The following is an 18587-nucleotide window of genomic DNA, read 5'->3' on the forward strand; positions in this document are numbered from 1 at the left end:
GGCGCGCGGCGATGGCTCGATGCCGGCCCCAACGGCATCAGCAACGAGAAAGACCACCATGGGGAACGCCACCGAGATCTACGCGCTGCGCTATGCGACGATGTCGCCGCGCACGCCGAGCATGAACTTCCTGCAGCCGGACCCGCACGACACGGTGGCGCAGGACCTCGACTATTTCGTCTGGCTGATCCGCTGCGACGGGCGCGACATCCTCGTCGACACCGGCTTCAACGCCGCCGAAGCCGAGATCCGCCATCGCAAGCTGACGCGCAATCCGGTCGATTCGCTCGCCGCCTTCGGCGTCGACGCCGCCGGCATCCGCGACGTCATCGTGACGCACCTGCATTACGACCATGCCGGCAATCTCGACCGCTTCCCGGGAGCGCGGTTCCATCTGCAGGAGCGCGAGATGGCCTATGCGACGGGACGCTGCATGTGCACCGGCATGCTGCGCTACCCGTTCTCGGTCGAGCACGTCACCACGATGGTGCGCCACGTCTATGGCGAGCGCGTCACCTTCCATTCCGGCGACGGCGAGGTGGTCCCCGGCGTGACCGTGCACCGCGTCGGCGGCCATTCCGACGGGCTGCAGGTGGTGCGGGTCGAGACCGCCCGCGGCCCCGTCGTGCTCGCCTCCGACGCCGCACATTACTACGCCAATTTGCAGCGCAAGAGCCCGTTTCCGATCGTCTACAACATCGGCGACATGGCGCAGGGCTGGGAGATCATCGAGCGCCTCGCCGGCCATCCGGATCGGTTCATTCCGGGGCACGATCCGCTGGTGACGGAGCTCTATCCACGCGTCAGCGAGGCGGCGGACGCCTACGCGCTGCACGTGGCGCCGAAGCGCTCGTTTGCGACGTGACGGCGCCTTGAGTCAGCAGGCCAGATGAGTCCGCCCGCTTGGCCACGCCCACCATCCCGTAGGGTGGGCAAAGGCGCGTGGCGCGGTGTTGCGGCGCGTAAAGTCATCGACGCGCCGTGCCCACCACCGGCACCACGGATGTGAATGGTGGGCACGGCGCGCGATAGATCGGGGCTAGAACTAACAACATCGGGCGCGCCTTTGCCTACCCTAAGGCACCGTCAGTGCCGCAATTCACCCGCCGCCGTCGTCCCGGGCAAGCTACGACGCGCGGCAGCGCGGCGTGGCGCCGACCCGGGACCCATACTCCGCGGCGGTCGTGGCGAGCGAGCTGAGGACTACTAGTCTGCCTCAAACTGCGTCCTGTGGTTATGGGTCCCGGCTCAAGGCCGGGACGACAGCGGTGGTTGCCGATACCGCTTGGCGACATCAACGTTCGGCGGCCATCGCGAAAGCGAAGCTGAGTGCTCACCGCAGCTCCACCACCGCCTTCTTCGACAGGTGCTCGCCGAGAAACTTGGCGTCCCAGTTGGTCAGGCGGACGCAGCCGTGGGATTCCGATTTGCCGACCTTGGAGGGTTCGGCGGTGCCGTGAATGCCGTAGCCGTTGCCGACCGACAGGCCAATCCAATACGCACCGACGGGATTGTTGGGGCCGGGCTTGATGTCGAACGGCTTGCGCGCCTTGACGCCCTTGAACTTGTAGTCCGGGTTGTAGCGGTAGTTCGGATCGGCATCGATCGAATCCACCTTGAAGCTGCCGACCGGCGTCGGCTTGTCGTCGCTGCCGACGGTGGCCGGAAACACCGCGACCGGCTTGCCGTCCTTGGCGAAGGCCTGCACCGTCTCGCTCGCCTTGTCGATGTCGAGCCTGGTGATCTCGGGCACCTTCTCGTCGGGCTTCATGACATTGGCGACGGCGATCTGCTCGCCGTCCTTGTCGAACTTGCTGTTGGGATTGAGCGCGGCGAGCAGCGCCTCGCTCATGTGGAACTTCTCCGCCAGCCCCTCGCGCGGCGAGGTGTAGCCGAGCCGCGGCAGGTCCTTCATGTCCTCCATGCGCCGCGGCAGCTTGTCGAGGAACGGGCCCTTCACATCGTCCTTCGTGATCTTGTAGCTGACGATCGCCGGCGCCTGGTCCTGGCGGAGCGCGTCCCACAGTTCCGGCGTCAGCTTCGATCCGCTGGCGAGGCCCTTGGCGGTCGCGAACGCGGCCAGCGCCTTGCGCGCATTGTCGCCGAAGCGGCCGTCGATCTCGCCGGGCGAGACATGGGCGCGATCGAGCAGCACCTGGGCGCGGATCGCCACTGGGTCCATCTTCTCCTCGGACGGTGGGCGCTTGCGCATTTCAGCGTTGTTGACGGCATCCGCCGTGAGCTCCGCCGCAGTGACCGGCGTTGCGAGCGCCGCGGCGAGCAGAAGCGGTATCGAGAGCCTGATCATGATGGGTGATTCCGGGTCGCGAAGGTCAGATTCGCCGCAGACAACGTGGCAGTGGGGCAGAAGTTCGGCCGGGCCCCTATCGCCGGTGAACGTCGCGAAGGCCTGGCGCGACTACGGAGGGAGACGATGGGTCTGCTGGCCCGGTGGCTGCGCGTCTGCTATTTCCGGACGACGCCATGACAACGACGATTAGCAACGCGAGGATCGGTTTCGCATGGGACATTCCGGACTGGCCCCGACGGCGCGGCGGCTGGCGCTGCTCGCCGCAAGCCTCACGGTGCTGGCGCAGGCCGCATCCGCGGCCGACACGCCCGATGCCCCCAAGGGCGCCGCCGTCAATGTGCTGAAGGCCACCAAGGCCTGCTTCGACAACACGGTCGAAGTGTCCGGCATGGTGCTGGCGCGCGACGAGACTTCGGTGCGGCCCGACCGGCCCGGCCTGAAGGTCGCCGAGATCATGGTCGATGCCGGCGACACCGTCACGGCCGGCCAGAATCTGGCGCGGCTGACGGCGCCGGAAGGCGGCTCGATCATGATCCAGGCGCCGGCCGCCGGCACCATCCTGACATCCACCGCCACCATCGGCGCCTTCGCCTCCGGCCGCGGCGAGGCGTTGTTCTCGATCATCGCCCGCAACGAATATGATCTGGTCGGCCTGGTGCCATCAGCGCAGCTGAACAAGCTCGCGGTCAACCAGGCCGCGCGCATCCGCATCGTCGGCGCCGGCGAGGTCGACGGCAAGATCCGCCGGATCGCGCCGACGGTGGAGCCGAACAGCCAGCTCGGCCAGGCCTTCATCGCCATCACCGGCACCGGCCGCCTGCTGGTCAATGCGTTCGGCCGCGCCGCGATCAAGATCGGCCAGAGCTGCGGCGTCGCGGTGCCGCTGACCGCGATCCTCTACGATGCCGACGGCACCGTGGTGCAGGTGGTCAAGGCGCAGCGGGTCGAGACCAAGCGGGTCGAGATCGGCCTGATGGCCGGCGGCCAGGTCGAGGTCCGCGAGGGCCTCGCCGAAGGCGACGTCGTGGTCAGCCGCGCCGGCGCGCTGCTGCGCGAGGGCGATCCGGTGCGGCCGGTCATGGCGAGCAACGACCCGGCGGCAAAGTAAGTAGATAGAGCGTCGCTCGCGGCGGCCTGGCCTGGGACACGGCCGCGCCCGACCTGCAACGGCCGTGGCGCGGCGACGCGGTCCTCAGGCGGCGCGCACCGTGCCAAGGAAGCGGACTACCTCCTGCTTCAGCCGGTGGCTGTCGCGCGACAGCGACCTCGCCGCGGCGAGCACCTCCGACGACGCCGTGCCGGTGCGCGACGCATCCTTCTGCACGTCGGTGATGTTGGACGAGACCTGGTGGGTGCCCTGGGCGGCCTGCTGCACGTTGCGGGAGATTTCCTGGGTCGCGGCGCCCTGCTCCTCGACTGCGGCGGCGATCGTGGACGAAATCTCCGACAGCCGCTCGATGGTGCCGGTGATGGTACGGATCGCGCCGACCGAGTCCTGGGTCGCCGCCTGGATGCCTGCGATCTGCTGGCCGATCTCGCCGGTCGCCTTCGAGGTCTGCTCGGCGAGCGCCTTCACCTCGGTGGCTACGACGGCAAAACCGCGCCCCGCCTCGCCGGCGCGCGCCGCCTCGATGGTGGCGTTGAGCGCCAGCAGATTGGTCTGGCCGGCGATGCTGCTGATGAGCTCGACGACGTCGCCGATCCGCGCGGCCGCATGCGACAATTCGCTGACGCGGTCATTGGTGCTGCGCGCCTGATGGACGGCCTCGTTGGACATGCGCGCCGATTCCTGCACCTGGCGGCTGATCTCGTTGACCGAGGATGACAGCTGCTCGCTCGCCGACGCCACCGACTGCACGTTGGCGGTGGCCTGCTCTGACGAGGCCGCAACCGAGACCGTCAATTGCTGGGAGCGGCTCGCGGTATCGTTGAGCGTGCTGGCCGACGCCTCGAGCTGCGATGACGCCGCCGACACCGTGTCGACGATCTCGCCGACAGCAGCCTCGAACTCGCCCGCCAGCCGCTGCATGTCGGCGCGGCGCTGGGCGGCCACGCGGCGATCGTTCTCAGCGGCAGCATCGCGGTCCTCGGCGAGCTTGGCCTGCATCGCCTGCACACCGCGCGTGAGCTGGCCGAGCTCGTCGTCGCGGATCACGGCAATCGCATTGTCGAACGTGCCGCGGCCGATCCTCTCCATGACCTGATTGAGCATGTTGATCGGACCGGTGACGGCACGGATCGCCGAGCGCCCCATCACCGCGCCGGTCAACAGCCCGGCAGCGATCAAGAGCAGCGCGAGCGCGAGCACGATGTTGTAGCGATGCTCAGCCGTGTCGTGCAGGCTCTTCGCCTCGGTCAGCTGGATGTTGATGAGCGTGTCGAGATGCGTTTTGGCCGCGGCGATGATCGGCCCGCCGGTCGTGATGACCAGCGATGCCGCCGCCTCGGACTTGCCGTCTGCGACCAGCGCGAGCGCCGGCCGGATGACCTTTCCGACCAGCTCCCTGCGCGCCTGCTGATATTTGTCGGCGGCGATCTTCTCCTCGGGCGTGAGATAGGTCGCGATGTAGTCGGACCAGATCTTGTCGATCGTGGTGATGTTCGCCTCGATGCGGCTGCCGATGCCGGCGGTGCTTTGGCCGGCACGGGCAAGATGCCCGGCCTCGAGCAGCGCCGCGATGTTGTCGCGCAAGCGTTCGTTGATCTCCGACAGCTGACCGAGGCAGACCACGCGATCGTCGTACATCGATCCCATCGCCGCGTTGCTGTCACGCGTCGCGAGGATGCCGGCGGCGCCGATCACCAGCATGGCGATGAGCAGCGCGATCACCAGCGTCATCAGCCGGGCGCGGATCGTACCGTTGACGAGCGAGAAGGCGGAGGAGGTCGCGGGACGAGAGCTGGCCGCATCATTGCGGCGCTCGGTAGGGAGTGCGGGCATGTAAATCTGACTCTGCAATTGCTGTGGAGCAGGTGTTCGACCAAGCGACATCGGCTGGCCTGCGCTCACGACAGCGGCGGGAAGATGAGTTCGATCAGGTGTGCCGTGCTGCGCCCGTGCAAATTTGCGCGGAACTCGAAATGACTCGTTAATCGGGAGCGCAGCTGGACCTCGACGCGACGCCACACATCGCGTGTAGCCGGCCCTGCAGCAATCACCGCATGTATACAATAATGTGCTTTTAGAACGGCTTAAGCCCGGTACAATGCTTTGGACGGAGGTGCTGGGCGCACTGAGCCCGTAAGATACCGGATGCGTCGACAAAAATGTCGAACGTGCCGCCCGACTGTAGCGCGATACGGTCGAAGGGAATCAATCAGCTGCCCGCGTTGGCCACGTCGGTGCCGAGGCGGATGTCCTCGACCAGCGAGGATGACACCGTCGGCACCTGACCGCCGTCGGAATTGCGCGCGATCGCGTTGCGGGTCTTGTTGAAGACGGCCTCGGCGCTCGGCGTCTTGCCGAGCTGGCCGAGCAGCTCTGTCACCAGCACGCTGTTGGGCTGCGCGGCCGGATCGTCCACCACCTTGCCGGGGGTCGCCGAGGACAGGATCAGCGCATTGGCCGGCGCGCTGATCGGCGCCAGACCATGCGAGTAGGAGCGGAAACGGCGCTCATAGGGATTGCGGCGGGAGGCGTCGATCACGACGAGCTTGGCGCGAGCGCCCTTCTCGCTGACGGCGTCGAGCACCTTCTCGATGCTGGTGCCCTCGCGGCGCACATCGGACTCGCGCCAGATCTTGGCATCGACCGGAATCATGTAGCTGTCGCGGCCGGCCTGAATCGCATAGCCGCCGAAGAACAGCATGACCACCGAGTCCGGCTTGATCCTGGATTTCAGCCGCTCGAGCGCACGGCTCATGTCGTCGCGGCTCGCATCCTCGACGACGTCGACGTCGAAGCCATCACGGCGCAGCGCGCCGGTGAGCGCACGGGCGTCGTTGATCGGCTGGGCGAGCGGCGCGTTGGCGTCGGGATAGTGGCCGTTGCCGATGACCAGCGCGAGGCGCGTGCCATTGCCGGTCGACACGACATTCTGCTCGGCCGCCGCGGTCTGCGGCGCTTCGATGAAACGCTTGTTCAAGGCAGCATGCGCGCCGATCGCGAGCGACACCGTGCCCATCAGCACGGCGGCGATCACGGCCGAACGGCGGGAGAGAGAAGGCTGCCCTGCGGTCATCACGTCAATCCTGGTCCGAGCCGATCCGTCGTGGCCAAGGCTGTGAACCCGTGGGGGTCCGCACCCTTTGGTCGCGCCGACGCCTCTGAGGTTTGAGGGGTTGCGAGACGATGTGTCGTCACATTGCGCGGAATTTGCGGCACCGCAACGAAGAAAGGCTTAACCCGAACGCGCCGGCGGAGCAACATCCAAACACCATTGACATTTCAAGCACTTGGAATTTAAGGCGAATTTAACCATGATCCGGACCTCCAAAGCGTCGCGGCAGGACCGCGGGGCCGCCACATTGCAGCCAAATCCACAGAAGCCGCCGTGATCCGGGTCACGTTGTCTTTGGCCACGCCCCATGTCAGTTTGCCTCATGCCTGCGCGTGACGAGCCGTTTGCGGGGCATTTCGAGCAGCAGTCGCCCCGCCAACCCGCGAGTCCCACGTTGAATTTGCAGTATTTCGCCGGCGCCGCCTGTCGCGCGTTGACGGCCCGGAAGGACGGTCCCTCGCTCTACGAGGTCTGTGATCCCATCCTGCGCCAGCCCGGCAGCGGCGATCCGCATCTCGCCAAGTTCTACCGGACCGCGCTCGGCAATCCGGCGCTGCGCACCCTGCTGCGCCGCGCCGGCCTGCCCGAGCTGAACGATCCGGCTCGCCTCAATGCGCTGCGTCAGGCGCTGGTTCTCGCCCGCGACAATCCGACGCCGGACTGGGACGCGGTCGGCGGACCGATCGCGGAGCTGGTCGACAGCGTCACCCTGCATCACCCGGCCCCGCCGCGGCGGACCGGGACGGTGGCGATGCCGGCCAACGGCGAGATCGACCGCGTGATCCGCGCTTGCGGCGCCGACCTGCTCGGCTCCTATGCGCGCAACGGCTTCATTCCGACCTATGCGGCATTCAACCTGATCGGTGACCCCGACATGGGCGGCCGCGAGGTGCTCATGGCCCTGCGGGGCCTCGACGCGCGCGGCTACAAGAACTCGACGCTGCTGTTCAATCTCGCCCGCGTCTTCATCGCCCGCTCGCCCGCCGCCGCGGTGATCAATCCGCCATGGCTGGGGATCGCCGAGCCGATGTGGGAGCCGGTGCAGATCCGCCACCGCTCGGCCTATTACGACGCGTTCTTCACCGAGGCGCTGCTGAGCTACATGGAGACCGGCCTCGCCTCGTCCGGGCAGACGGCGGATGCGCGCACGGCCATCGCCGCGATGGTGGAGTTCTGTCTCAAGACCAGCCGCGAGGAGGTGCGTGGCGCCGACGGCAAGAGCTACAATGTCGTCACCGCGCTGGCGCCGCCGCCGCATCCGCGCTTCTCGCGCTTCTTCACCCAGATCAAGCAGGACCTTGGCTTCGGCGTCTACGTGCCCGATTGCGACACCACCGCCTGCTCGTTCTCGGCGGCGACGCAGGCCGGCTCCGACGATCCGATCCTGAGCCAGCCGCTGGTCGACTTCTATGCCGGCTATCAGGTGCGCGCCGGGAGCAACGAGCCGCGGGTGACCGTGCCGATCAACGAAAACATCGACTACGAAGGCGGTGTCGCCACCTGGATCGACAGCATGGCGGGCGAGCGGCCCTACGGCAACGATCTCGATCCGACCTTGAACCTCGACGTGCTCGAAGTCTCGTTCCGCAATCTCGCGCGCTGGCAGATCCTGGAGACCGCGGACCGGCTCGCCTTCATCCGCCGCATCATCGGCTTCCAGCTGAAGCTTGTCAGCAGCGGCGCCTTCGCCGATCCGCGCGCGCACATCTACTATCTGCCGGAGCTGTATTGCGCCTATTTCGGGCGCTGCTATCACGCCTTCATGGCGCTGCCGCCGGCCGCACGCCAGGCGATCGATCCGGACGGCGCGTTCGAGACGATCCGGTTGCGCGTGCTCGCCTATGTCGAGGACGAACTGATCGGGCGCGAGATGAACCCGTTCGACGCCGCTCTGGCGCTGATCGCGCTCGGCCATCTCGGCGGCAATGATGCGAGTTTCGCACCTGCGGTGCATTGCATCATCGCCAGCTTCGGCGAAGGCGGCCGGCGCCATCCGTACCGCGCCTATGAGTGGAACAAGATGAAGACCCCGACCCGCATCCTCGTCGGCGGCCCCGAGGTGACCTCCGCCTTCGTGCTGATGGGTCTCGCGCTGGCCCGGCGAGTTGCGACGAGGTGAGGGAAAAAGCCGTCACCGCAACGACGGTCGACTCCCCTCCCCTCTTGCGGGAGGGGATTTCACTGCCGTCGCGGCAATAGCTTGCGCCTTACTGTCAGCAGCCCATCGCGCGAAGTTGAGCGGCCCGGGCCATCCCGGCGCTGGCACAGCCAGCCGATCCGCCGCACAATTACGGGCATTGCCCATCCCAAGGATGACCCACGCCGTTCATGTCGATGAAACCCGCCCTGCTCGCCCTTCTTCTGCTGCTGCCAACCGTCGCTTCCGCTGCCGAAATCACCGGAATCGCCAAGGTCCGCGAGGCCGACAACGTCGTGATCGGCACGACGCGGGTGCGGCTCGGCGGCGTCGATGCGCCGTCCGTCGACCAGTTATGCCTGAACAAGAACGGCGAGCGCTGGACCTGCGGGGTGGCTGCACGCGACGAACTGATCAAGCATGCCGACGGCAAGAGCTGGGTCTGTCATCCGCGCTCGATCGATCGCCGCGGACGCCAGGTGGCGCGCTGCGACGTCGATGGCGAGGACATCCAGAAATGGCTGGTGCGCAGCGGCTGGGCGCTGGCCTACCGCACAGTGTCGCATGACTACGAGCCGGACGAGGCCGAGGCGCGCGCCGCCAAGGCCGGCATGTGGCAGGGCGCGTTCATCGCGCCATGGGACTGGCGCGTGCGCAACAAGAAGACCACGATCCTCGGCGCCACCAAGCCGCCGGACGGCGCGCGCGCCATCCTGCTCGCCTCCGCCTCCGGCCCGGTCGCGCCGTCGCCGGACTGCACCATCAAGGGCAACGTCAACGGCGCCGGCGAGTGCATCTATCACACCCCCAAGAGCCGCTGGTACGCACAGATCAAGATGCACGTCGCCAAGGGGACGCGCTGGTTCTGCTCTGTCGAGGATGCCGAAGCCGCGGGCTGTCGGGAAACACGGCGCTAGCTGCCGCCCGGCATGCCAGCCCCCCGGGATCTCCGGCTTTTCTTAAGCCGCCGAGCCACGTAAAACCGCTTCAGGCTCGCGGCGTGCCCGGGCCTGCCACCATCCATCGCTAGACCACATCGCCTGAGGATACCGACAATGACCGTTCGCGCGGGCCGGGAGTTTCTGGCCATCCCCGGACCCACCACGATGCCCGACGAGGTGCTGCAGGCGATGCACCGCCCGGCGCTCGACATCTACTCCAAGCAGATGGTGGAGCTGACCGACGGCATCCTGGCCGATCTCGGCCGGCTGTTCGCGACCAAGGGCAAGACCTACATCTACATCGCCAACGGTCACGGCGCCTGGGAGGCCGTGCTCTCCAACGTGCTGTCGCGCGGCGACAAGGTGCTGGTGCTGGAGAGCGGCCGCTTCGCGATCGGCTGGGGCCATGCGGCGAAGGCCATGGGTGCCGAGGTCGAGGTGCTCCGTGGCGACTGGCGCCGCGCGGTGCGCCCGGCCGAGGTCGAGGCGCGGCTGCGCGCCGACAAGGAGCATACGATCAAGGCGATCGTGGTGGCGCAGATCGATACGGCCTCGGGCGTGGTCAACGACGTCGAGGCGATCGGCCGCGCCGTCAAGGCCTCGGGCCACCCTGCCCTCTACATGGTCGACACCGTCGCCTCGCTCGGCTGCATGCCATTCGAGATGGATGCGTGGCACATCGACGTCGCGATGTCCGGCTCGCAGAAGGGCCTGATGACGCCGCCCGGCCTCGGCTTCGTCGCGGCGAACGACCGCGCGCTGAAGGCGCATGAGCGCGCCAACATGCGTACGCCCTATTGGGACTGGAGCGAGCGCGAAGGCACCGAGCACTATCGCAAATATGGCGGCACCGCGCCGGTGCACCTGTTGTTCGCGCTGCGCCAGGCGATGGACATGCTGTTCGCCGAAGGATCGCCGCATGCGTTCCGCCGCCACCAGTTGCTCGGCGAAGCCGTGCGCCGTGCGGTCGCGAAGTGGAGCGAGGGCCAGGTGATCGGCTTCAACATCGAGGAGCCGATGGAGCGCTCCAACACGGTGACGACGGTGCTGGTCGGCGGCGGCTATGATCCGGCGGTGCTGCAGACCTACTGCAAGGAGCAGTGCGGCGTGGTGCTCGGCACCGGCATCGGCGATCTCCAGGGCAAGGCGTTCCGCATCGCCCATATGGGCCATGTCAACGCACCGATGGTGCTGGGCACGCTCGGCGTGATCGAAATGGCGCTGGTGGCGTTGAAGATCCCGCACGGCCGCGGCGGCCTTGATGCCGCGATCCAATGGCTCGGCGAGAGCGTGACCCCGTAAAGGACGACATGACCGATAGCAGCACCAAGACGCCGGTGGCGCCACGCCGCCCGTATTCGTTCACGCGCCACGGCATCACCGTCCAGGACGACTACGCCTGGCTCAAGGATGCGCGCTGGCAGGAGGTGCTGCACGATCCCTCGCTGCTCGACGCTGATATCCGCGCCTATCTCGAGGCGGAGAACGGCTATGCGGAGAGCGTGCTCGGTCACACCGCGCCGCTGCAGAAAAAGATCGTTGCGGAGATGCGCGGCCGCATCAAGGAGGATGATTCCTCGGTGCCGTCGCCTGATGGTCCCTACGCCTATTTCCGCAAGTACCGCGAGGGCGGCCAGCACGAGCTGTTCTGCCGCACGCCGCGCAACGGCGGCGCCGAGACGATCGGCCTCGACGGCGATGCGCTGGCGCGCGGCCATGAGTACTTCAAGTTCGGCGGCAGCCGGCACTCGCACGATCACAAGCTCGTGGCGTGGAGTGCCGACACCAAGGGCTCGGAATACTTCACCATCCGCGTCCGCGACTGGGATGGCGGCGATGATCTCGCCGATATCGTCGAGGAGACCGACGGCGGCGTGGTGTGGTCGCGCGACTGCAAGAGCTTCTTCTACGTCAAGCTGGACGACAACCACCGCCCGATGCAGGTGTGGCGCCACAAGCTCGGGACGAAGCAGGCCGACGACGTGCTGGTGTATGAGGAAAAGGACACCGGCTGGTTCACGCATGTCCACGAATCGACCTCGGGCCGGTTCTGCGTCATCGCCGGCGGCGATCATGAGACGTCCGAGCAGCGGCTGATCGATCTCGACGCGCCCGAGGCTCCGCCGCGGCTGGTCGCCGCGCGCGAAAACGGCGTGCAATATTCGATCGCCGATCGCGGTGACGAACTCTACATCCTCACCAATGCCGATGGCGCGATCGACTTCAAGATCGTGACGGCACCGCTGGCCTCGCCGGAGCGCGCCAATTGGCGCGATCTCATTGCGCATCGCGCCGGCATCTATGTGCTCGACCACGATCTCTATTCAGGTCACCTGGTGCGGCTGGAGCGCGCCAACGCCCTGCCGTCGATCGTCATCCGCGATCTCAAGTCGGGCGAGGAGCATGCGATCGCCTTCGCCGAGGGCGCCTACTCGCTCGACGCGATGGGCTCCTACGAGTTCGACACGACCAACCTGCGCTTCGCCTATTCGTCGATGACGACGCCGTCGGAGGTGTGGGACTACGACATGGTGACGCGCGCGAAGACCTTGCGCAAGCGCCAGGAGATTCCGAGCGGCCACAACCCGGCCGACTACGTCACCACGCGGATCATGGCCAAGGCCGACGACGGCGCCGAGGTGCCGGTGTCGCTGCTGCACCGGCGCGATTTCGAGGCCGACGGCGCGGCGCCGCTGCTGCTCTACGGCTACGGTTCCTATGGCCACGCGATGCCGGCGTCGTTCTCGGCCAACCGGCTGTCGCTGGTCGACCGCGGCTTCGTCTACGCCATCGCGCACATCCGCGGCGGCACCGACAAGGGCTGGGGCTGGTACCTTGACGGCAAGCGCGAGAAGAAGACCAACAGCTTTGACGATTTCGCGGCCTGCGCGCGGGCGCTGATCGCCGCCAACTACACCAGCGCCAAGCGCATCGTCGGCCATGGCGGCAGCGCCGGCGGCATGCTGATGGGCGCGGTCGCCAACCGCTCCGGCGAACTGTTCGCCGGCATCGTCGCCGAGGTGCCGTTCGTCGACGTGCTCAACACCATGCTCGACGACACCCTGCCGCTGACGCCGCCGGAATGGCCCGAATGGGGCAACCCGATCGAGAGCGAAAAGGACTTTCGTACCATCCTGTCCTACTCGCCCTACGACAACGTCGCCGCCAAGGACTATCCCGCGATCCTCGCGATGGCCGGCCTTACCGATCCGCGCGTTACCTATTGGGAGCCGGCGAAGTGGGTCGCGCGGCTGCGCGCGACGATGACCGGTGGCGGCCCGGTGGTGCTGCGCACCAACATGGGCGCCGGCCACGGCGGCGCCTCCGGCCGCTTCAACAGATTGGACGAGATCGCGATCGTGTATGCGTTTGCGCTGTGGGCGGTGGGGCTGGCGGATCGGAACGCTTAGTCGCGACCGGTTGCGCCCGGAGTGGGCCCGGCCATCGCAACACACTCCGCTGTCATCCCGGGCAAGTCACGGCAACGCGCCAGCGTTGTCGGGACGCAGACCCGGGATCCATAACCACCGTCTTCCGTTGTCGAAGCACGCTGGAGCGGCGTTCTTTGTAGCCACAGCGTCCTGTGGCTATGGGTCCCGGGTCGGCGCTTTGGCATCGCGATGCGACGCCAAAGCTTGCCCGGGACGACAGCGGTGTGTGTAGTCACTACCTGTTGTTCTTCGCCCGCCATGCGGCAAAGTCGGCCGGGGTCTGCGGGTCGGTCGCCGGATAGAGGCCGAGGATGGAGCGGCCCTGCGCGACCTGCTCGGCAACGAAATCTTCGAACGCGGTCATCTCATAAGTCTCGTCCGCGATCTCGTCGGCGATCCCGGCGGGGATGACGATGACGCCGTCGGAATCGCCGAGGATGACGTCGCCCGGAAACACCGGCGCGTCGCCGCAGGCGATCGGGCCGTTGATCTCGATGGCATGATGCAGGGTGAGATTAGTGGGCGCGCTCGGGCGCTGGTGGAAGGCAGGAATGCCGAGCTTGGCAATGTCGGCCGCATCACGGAAGCCGCCATCGGTGACGACGCCGGCAACGCCGCGCTGCTGCAGGCGGCTGACGAGAATCGCGCCGGCCGAGGCGGCACGCGCGTCCTTGCGACTGTCCATCACCAGCACCGCGCCGGGCGGACAGTCTTCCACCGCCTTGCGCTGCGGATGGCCACGATCGCGAAACACCTCGATGGTGTTGAGGTCCTCGCGCGCCGGGATGTAGCGCAGGGTGAAGGCCTCGCCGACCATGGTCGGCTGCTCCGGGCTCAAGGGATGGACGTTCTGGATGCACTGAATGCGTAGGCCGCGCTTGAACAGCGCGGTGGCGACGGTCGCCGTGGAGACGGTCTTGAGCTTGTTGCGGGTGGCGGTGCTGAGTCTGGTCATGTCTCTGATCTTGCTCGCTGCGCTCCCCTCCCCCTTGCGGGGAGGGGTTGGGGGTGGGGGTCCACATCGGCGGTATCGCTTGGGGCTACCCCCTCCCCGACCCTCCCCCGCAAGGGGGGAGGGAGCGCACCGCGGTCGGGGCGAGAACTCTGCCTCTCGCCGCCACGAACTAATAGATCGCCGGCTCCTTGACCGGCGCGCCGAAATCGGTCTCGAGGAAGTCGAAGTCGCAGCCGTCATTCGCCTGCTTGATGTGGCGGGCGAACATCCAGCCATAGCCGCGCTCGAAGCGCGGCGCCGGCGGCGTCCAGGCGGCGCGGCGGCGGGCCAGCTCGTCGTCGGGCACATCGAGATTGATAGTCCGCGCGGCGACGTTGAGGGTGATGAGATCGCCCGTGCGCACCAGCGCCAGCGGTCCGCCGATATACGACTCCGGCGAGACGTGCAGAATGCAGGCGCCGTATGAGGTGCCGCTCATGCGCGCATCGGACAGTCGCACCATGTCGCGGACGCCCTGCTTCACGAGCTTGGTCGGGATCGGCAGCATGCCCCATTCCGGCATGCCCGGCCCGCCCTGCGGTCCGGCATTGCGGAGGATCAGCACGTGGTCGGCGGTCACGTCGAGATCGGGATCGTCGACCGCCTTCTTCATCGACGGATAGTCGTCGAACACCAGCGCCGGTCCGGTGTGCTTCAGGAAGCGCGGTTCGCACGCGGAGGGCTTGATGACGCAGCCGTCGGGCGCGAGGTTGCCCTTGAGCACGGCGAGCGCGCCTTCGCGGTAGATCGGGTTCGACTGCGGCCGGATCACGTCGTCATTGTAAACGCCGGCACCCTTGATGTTGTCGCCGAGCGTGCGACCATTGACGGTGACGCAGTCGAGGTGGAGATGCTCCGTCATCCGGCTCATCAGCCCAGGCAGGCCGCCGGCGTAGTAGAAGTCCTCCATCAGATAGACGTCGCCGCTCGGCCGGACGTTGGCGAGCACCGGCACCTTGCGGCTGGCGGTCTCGAAATCGTCGAGGCCGATGTCGGCGCCGGCGCGGCGCGCCTGGGCGATCACGTGGATGATGGCGTTGGTCGAGCACCCCATCGCCATGGCGACCGCGATCGCATTTTCGAATGCAGGCCGAGTCTGGATCTTCGACGGCGTCAGGTCCTCCCACACCATCTCGACGATGCGGCGGCCGCATTCCGAGCTCATGCGGATGTGCTCGGCATCAGCCGCCGGGATCGACGACGCGCCCGGCAAGGTCATGCCGATCGCTTCCGCAATCGCCGTCATCGTCGACGCCGTGCCCATGGTCATGCAGGTGCCGTGGCTGCGGGCGATGCCCGCCTCCATCGCATTCCAGTCAGCGTCCGACAGCTTGCCGGCCCGGCGCTCGTCCCAGTATTTCCAGGCATCGGAGCCCGAGCCGAGCGTCTTGCCCTTCCAGTTGCCGCGCAGCATCGGGCCTGCCGGGAGATAGATCGCCGGCAGGTTCATGCTGGTGGCGCCGAGCAGCAAAGCCGGCGTGGTCTTGTCGCAGCCGCCCATCAGCACCACGCCGTCGACAGGATGGCCGCGCAAGAGCTCCTCGACGTCCATCGCCAGCATGTTGCGATAGAGCATCGTGGTCGGCTTCAACAGCGACTCCGACAGCGACAGCGCCGGCAGCTCGATCGGGAAGCCGCCGGCCATCAGCACGCCGCGCTTGACGTCATCGACGCGCTGCTTGAAGTGCATGTGGCAGGGCTGCGCATCCGACCAGGTGTTGACGATGGCGATGACCGGGCGGCCTTTCCATTCCTCCTGGGCATAGCCCATCTGCATCACGCGCGAGCGATGGCCGAACGAGCGGAGATCGTCGGGCGCGAACCAGCGCGCGCTACGCAGCTGATTGGGTTGCTTGCGTTCGCTCATGATTGGGTTCCCCAGGTCAGCACGGTCTTGCGCTCGATGGTCCGGAAGATCAGGTTCTCGACCACGAGACCGATCAGAATCACGGTCAGAAGGCCGGCGAACACCGCGGGGATCTCGAGCAGGTTGCGGTTCTCGAAGATGAACCAGCCGAGGCCGCCTTGGCCAGAGGACACGCCGAATACCAGCTCCGCGGCGATCAGGGTGCGCCAGGCGAAGGCCCAGCCGATCTTGAGCCCGGTGAGGATGGCGCCGAACGCCGCGGGAATCAGGATGCGGATCACGTAGGAGAAGCCGGTGAGGCCATAGTTGCGGCCGACCATGCGCAGCGTGTTGGAGACGCTCTTGAAGCCCGAGTGGGTGTTGAGCGCGACCGGCCACAGCACCGAATGGATCAGCACGAAGACGAGGCTGCCGCTGCCCAGCCCGAACCAGATCAAGGCGAGCGGCAACAGCGCGATCGCCGGCAGCGGGTTGAACATCGCCGTGATGGTCTCGAGGAAGTCGGTGCCGATCCGGGTCGAGATCGCCAGCACGGTCAGGATGGCGGCCAGCGTAATGCCCGCGGCGTAGCCCATGAACAGCACCTTCAGCGAGGTCCAGGCGCGCATCGGGATGGTGCCGTCGCGCACCTTCTCCCACAACGCTGCGATCGTGTCGGAGAAGGTCGGGAACAGCAAGGGATTGTCGAGATAGCTGCCATAGGCCTGCCAGATCGCCGCGAGCACGACGATGATCAGGCTCTTGCGCACGAAGCCGTCGTTCCACAGCAGCTCGGGCACACTCAGTTTGCGCTCGACATCGGCCGGCGTTGCGCTGGCCGTCGACGTATCGCGCAGGATGATCTTGGCGTCAGCCATGGTGGCGGCCCTCAATGTGCCGTTACAGGATCAGAAAACAGCAGATCATGGATCTGCTTCTCCAGGCGCGCCGCGCTGCCGTCCTCGGCCGAGACCTTGTCGACGTCGATCACCTCGGCCTTGACCCGGCCGGGATGCGGCGACAGCAGCAGGATGCGGTTGCCGATCTTGATCGCTTCCGCAATCGAATGCGTCACGAACAACACGGTGAACTTGGTCTCGCTCCAGAGCTGCAAGAGTTCGTCCTGGCAGGTCCGCCGCGTCAGCGCATCCAATGCCGCGAACGGCTCGTCCATCAGCAGGATGTCCGGCTCCATCGCCATGCCCCTGGCGATCGCCACGCGCTGCTTCATGCCGCCGGACAGCGTGTGGGGAAAGGCATCGACGACGCGGGTCAGCCCGACCTTCTCGATGTAGGCGCGCGCCCTGCTCTCGGCCTCCTTGCGCGGCATGCGCCGTGCCGTCAGCAACGGGAACATGACGTTGGCGAGCACGGTCTTCCACGGCAGCAGCTGATCGAACTCCTGGAAGATCATCATCCGGTCGGCGCCCGGACCAGTGATCTCGCGGCCGTTGATCTGCATCCGCCCTTCGCTCGGTTTGATGTAGCCGCCGACCGCCTTCAGCAGGGTCGACTTGCCGCAGCCGGAGGGGCCCAGCAGTACGAAGCGATCGGAGCGGTCGACGGAGAAGCCGACGCGCTCGGTCGCGGTGACGACGGCGCTGGAAGTCTTGTAGCGCAGGGTCACGCCGTCGACGTCGAGGAGCGCGGACATCAGTTGCCCTTCAGGTCGTGCGCGACGGGCAGATAGTAGTCGGTCCAGGCTTTCGGCTGGGTCTTGATGGTGCCGATCTTGGCGAGATGCGCCGCGAACTTCATGGTGCCCTGCGGCTCCAGATTCCATTCCATCATGCCGGGCTCCTTGAGCCAGGCGAGCAGGTCCTCGACCGAGGTCTTGTCGCCGGTGATCTCCTTGTAGATCTCAACCGCCGTCTTGGTGTCGCTGCGGATCAGGTCCTGCGCCTCCTTGGTGGCGTCGCGCACCGCCTGGATGATCTTCGGATTCGCGTCCGCGAACTTCGTGGTGGTGAAGAACTGCGCCTGACTGAGCGGCCCGCCCATCACGTCCGGCGAGTTCATCACGACATGCGCGCCGGGAACGTTCTTCAGTTCGAGGAACGTATAGGGCGGGATCGAGAAGTGGGTGTGTACCTCGTGCTGCGGATTGCTCAGCGCGGTGTAGGCGTCGGGATGGCCGAGTTGCACGGTATTGGCGTCGAGCTTGTTCCACTGATCGGCGCCGAACGCCTCGGCCGCCGCGATCTGCAGCACGATCGCCTGGGTCGAGACCTTCACGGTCGGCACCGCGATCTTGTCGGTCGGACCAAAATCCTTGATCGACTTGATGTTGGGATCGCGGCTGATCAGCGTCATCGGCTGCGCCGAGGTCGCGACGATGCCCTTCACGCCGCCGCGGGTGCGGTCCCACAGAAGGAGAAGGTTGCCGGTTCCGGTGTTGAGGATGTCGACGCTGCCTGCCAGCAGCGCATCGGTCTGCGCACCACCGCCGGAGAAGGTCAGCCATTTCGTGGTGACGCCGGGCACGCCGAGCGCCGCAGCATGCTTCTCGATCAGCTTCTGCTTCTCGATGATGTGGCTCGGCATGTAGAAGATGCCGGGCTGGCGGGACAGCGAGATCTCGGTCTTCTGCTGCGCCTGCGCAGCACTCCAGGGCGCCGCGATCAGCATCGTGGCCAGCAGGCCGGCGGCCCGTACGGCCGAGCGCCCGAACTTCTCGAACATGGGACATCCTCCTCGCGCCGGCTCC

The 18587-nt window shown here is 66.8% G+C and carries 14 protein-coding genes; 6 read left to right on the forward strand and 8 right to left on the reverse strand.

What is annotated here, in order from left to right:
* Positions 1 to 58 precede the first annotated feature (58 nt).
* Positions 59 to 865 (forward strand): N-acyl homoserine lactonase family protein, encoded by an 807-nt coding sequence (locus ACQR1I_RS20050; protein ID WP_434866274.1) that lies wholly within the window; start codon positions 59 to 61, stop codon positions 863 to 865.
* Positions 866 to 1333: 468 nt separating this feature from the next.
* Here ACQR1I_RS20050 and ACQR1I_RS20055 read toward each other — a convergent pair whose 3' ends face one another.
* Complete coding sequence (locus tag ACQR1I_RS20055; protein WP_434866275.1) at positions 1334 to 2308, reverse strand: L,D-transpeptidase family protein; 975 nt, start codon at positions 2306 to 2308, stop codon at positions 1334 to 1336.
* A gap of 214 nt (positions 2309 to 2522) precedes the next feature.
* Here ACQR1I_RS20055 and ACQR1I_RS20060 point away from each other — a divergent pair, with 214 nt between their 5' ends.
* Positions 2523 to 3419: an efflux RND transporter periplasmic adaptor subunit gene (locus ACQR1I_RS20060; protein ID WP_434866276.1), complete on the forward strand. Its 897-nt coding sequence runs from the start codon at positions 2523 to 2525 to the stop codon at positions 3417 to 3419.
* Between the two features lie 84 nt (positions 3420 to 3503).
* Here ACQR1I_RS20060 and ACQR1I_RS20065 read toward each other — a convergent pair whose 3' ends face one another.
* Both ACQR1I_RS20065 and ACQR1I_RS20070 read right to left on the reverse strand, forming a co-directional pair.
* Complete coding sequence (locus tag ACQR1I_RS20065; RefSeq protein ID WP_434866277.1) at positions 3504 to 5252, reverse strand: methyl-accepting chemotaxis protein; 1749 nt, start codon at positions 5250 to 5252, stop codon at positions 3504 to 3506.
* Between the two features lie 376 nt (positions 5253 to 5628).
* Positions 5629 to 6492 carry a caspase family protein gene (locus tag ACQR1I_RS20070; protein ID WP_434866278.1) on the reverse strand — a complete coding sequence of 288 codons (864 nt, stop codon included), beginning with the start codon at positions 6490 to 6492 and terminating at the stop codon, positions 5629 to 5631.
* A gap of 433 nt (positions 6493 to 6925) precedes the next feature.
* On the opposite strand from ACQR1I_RS20070, the gene ACQR1I_RS20075 reads away from it, so the two are divergent.
* The 4 genes from ACQR1I_RS20075 (at position 6926) to ACQR1I_RS20090 (ending at position 13019) form a co-directional block, all read left to right on the forward strand.
* Positions 6926 to 8650 (forward strand): hypothetical protein, encoded by a 1725-nt coding sequence (locus tag ACQR1I_RS20075; protein ID WP_434866279.1) that lies wholly within the window; start codon positions 6926 to 6928, stop codon positions 8648 to 8650.
* Positions 8651 to 8859: 209 nt separating this feature from the next.
* On the forward strand, positions 8860 to 9585 hold the full coding sequence (locus tag ACQR1I_RS20080) for a thermonuclease family protein (protein ID WP_434866280.1): 726 nt from the start codon (positions 8860 to 8862) through the stop codon (positions 9583 to 9585).
* Between the two features lie 138 nt (positions 9586 to 9723).
* On the forward strand, positions 9724 to 10911 hold the full coding sequence (locus tag ACQR1I_RS20085; RefSeq protein WP_434866281.1) for a pyridoxal-phosphate-dependent aminotransferase family protein: 1188 nt from the start codon (positions 9724 to 9726) through the stop codon (positions 10909 to 10911).
* 8 nt (positions 10912 to 10919) lie between these two features.
* Positions 10920 to 13019, forward strand: coding sequence for a S9 family peptidase (locus ACQR1I_RS20090; RefSeq protein ID WP_434866282.1), 2100 nt, complete (start codon positions 10920 to 10922; stop codon positions 13017 to 13019).
* A gap of 256 nt (positions 13020 to 13275) precedes the next feature.
* Here the strand turns inward: ACQR1I_RS20090 and ACQR1I_RS20095 are convergent, their stop codons facing one another.
* The 5 genes from ACQR1I_RS20095 to ACQR1I_RS20115 form a co-directional block, all read right to left on the reverse strand.
* On the reverse strand, positions 13276 to 13995 hold the full coding sequence (locus tag ACQR1I_RS20095) for a ribonuclease activity regulator RraA (RefSeq protein ID WP_434866283.1): 720 nt from the start codon (positions 13993 to 13995) through the stop codon (positions 13276 to 13278).
* 169 nt (positions 13996 to 14164) lie between these two features.
* Entirely contained in the window at positions 14165 to 15901 is a 1737-nt protein-coding gene (gene araD / locus ACQR1I_RS20100; protein ID WP_434866284.1) for an L-arabinonate dehydratase, read from the reverse strand.
* Positions 15898 to 16758 (reverse strand): ABC transporter permease, encoded by an 861-nt coding sequence (locus ACQR1I_RS20105; RefSeq protein WP_434866285.1) that lies wholly within the window; start codon positions 16756 to 16758, stop codon positions 15898 to 15900. Before ACQR1I_RS20105 ends, araD begins: the two co-directional genes overlap by 4 nt.
* A gap of 11 nt (positions 16759 to 16769) precedes the next feature.
* Positions 16770 to 17534 (reverse strand): ABC transporter ATP-binding protein, encoded by a 765-nt coding sequence (locus ACQR1I_RS20110; protein ID WP_434866286.1) that lies wholly within the window; start codon positions 17532 to 17534, stop codon positions 16770 to 16772.
* Positions 17534 to 18562 carry an ABC transporter substrate-binding protein gene (locus ACQR1I_RS20115; protein WP_434866287.1) on the reverse strand — a complete coding sequence of 343 codons (1029 nt, stop codon included), beginning with the start codon at positions 18560 to 18562 and terminating at the stop codon, positions 17534 to 17536. The genes ACQR1I_RS20110 and ACQR1I_RS20115 overlap by 1 nt, the downstream gene beginning before the upstream one ends.
* Between the last annotated feature and the right edge of the window lie 25 nt (positions 18563 to 18587).

The sequence above is a fragment of the Bradyrhizobium sp. HKCCYLS2038 genome, assembly GCF_051167655.1.
In the GTDB taxonomy this organism is placed as follows: Bacteria; Pseudomonadota; Alphaproteobacteria; order Rhizobiales; family Xanthobacteraceae; genus Bradyrhizobium.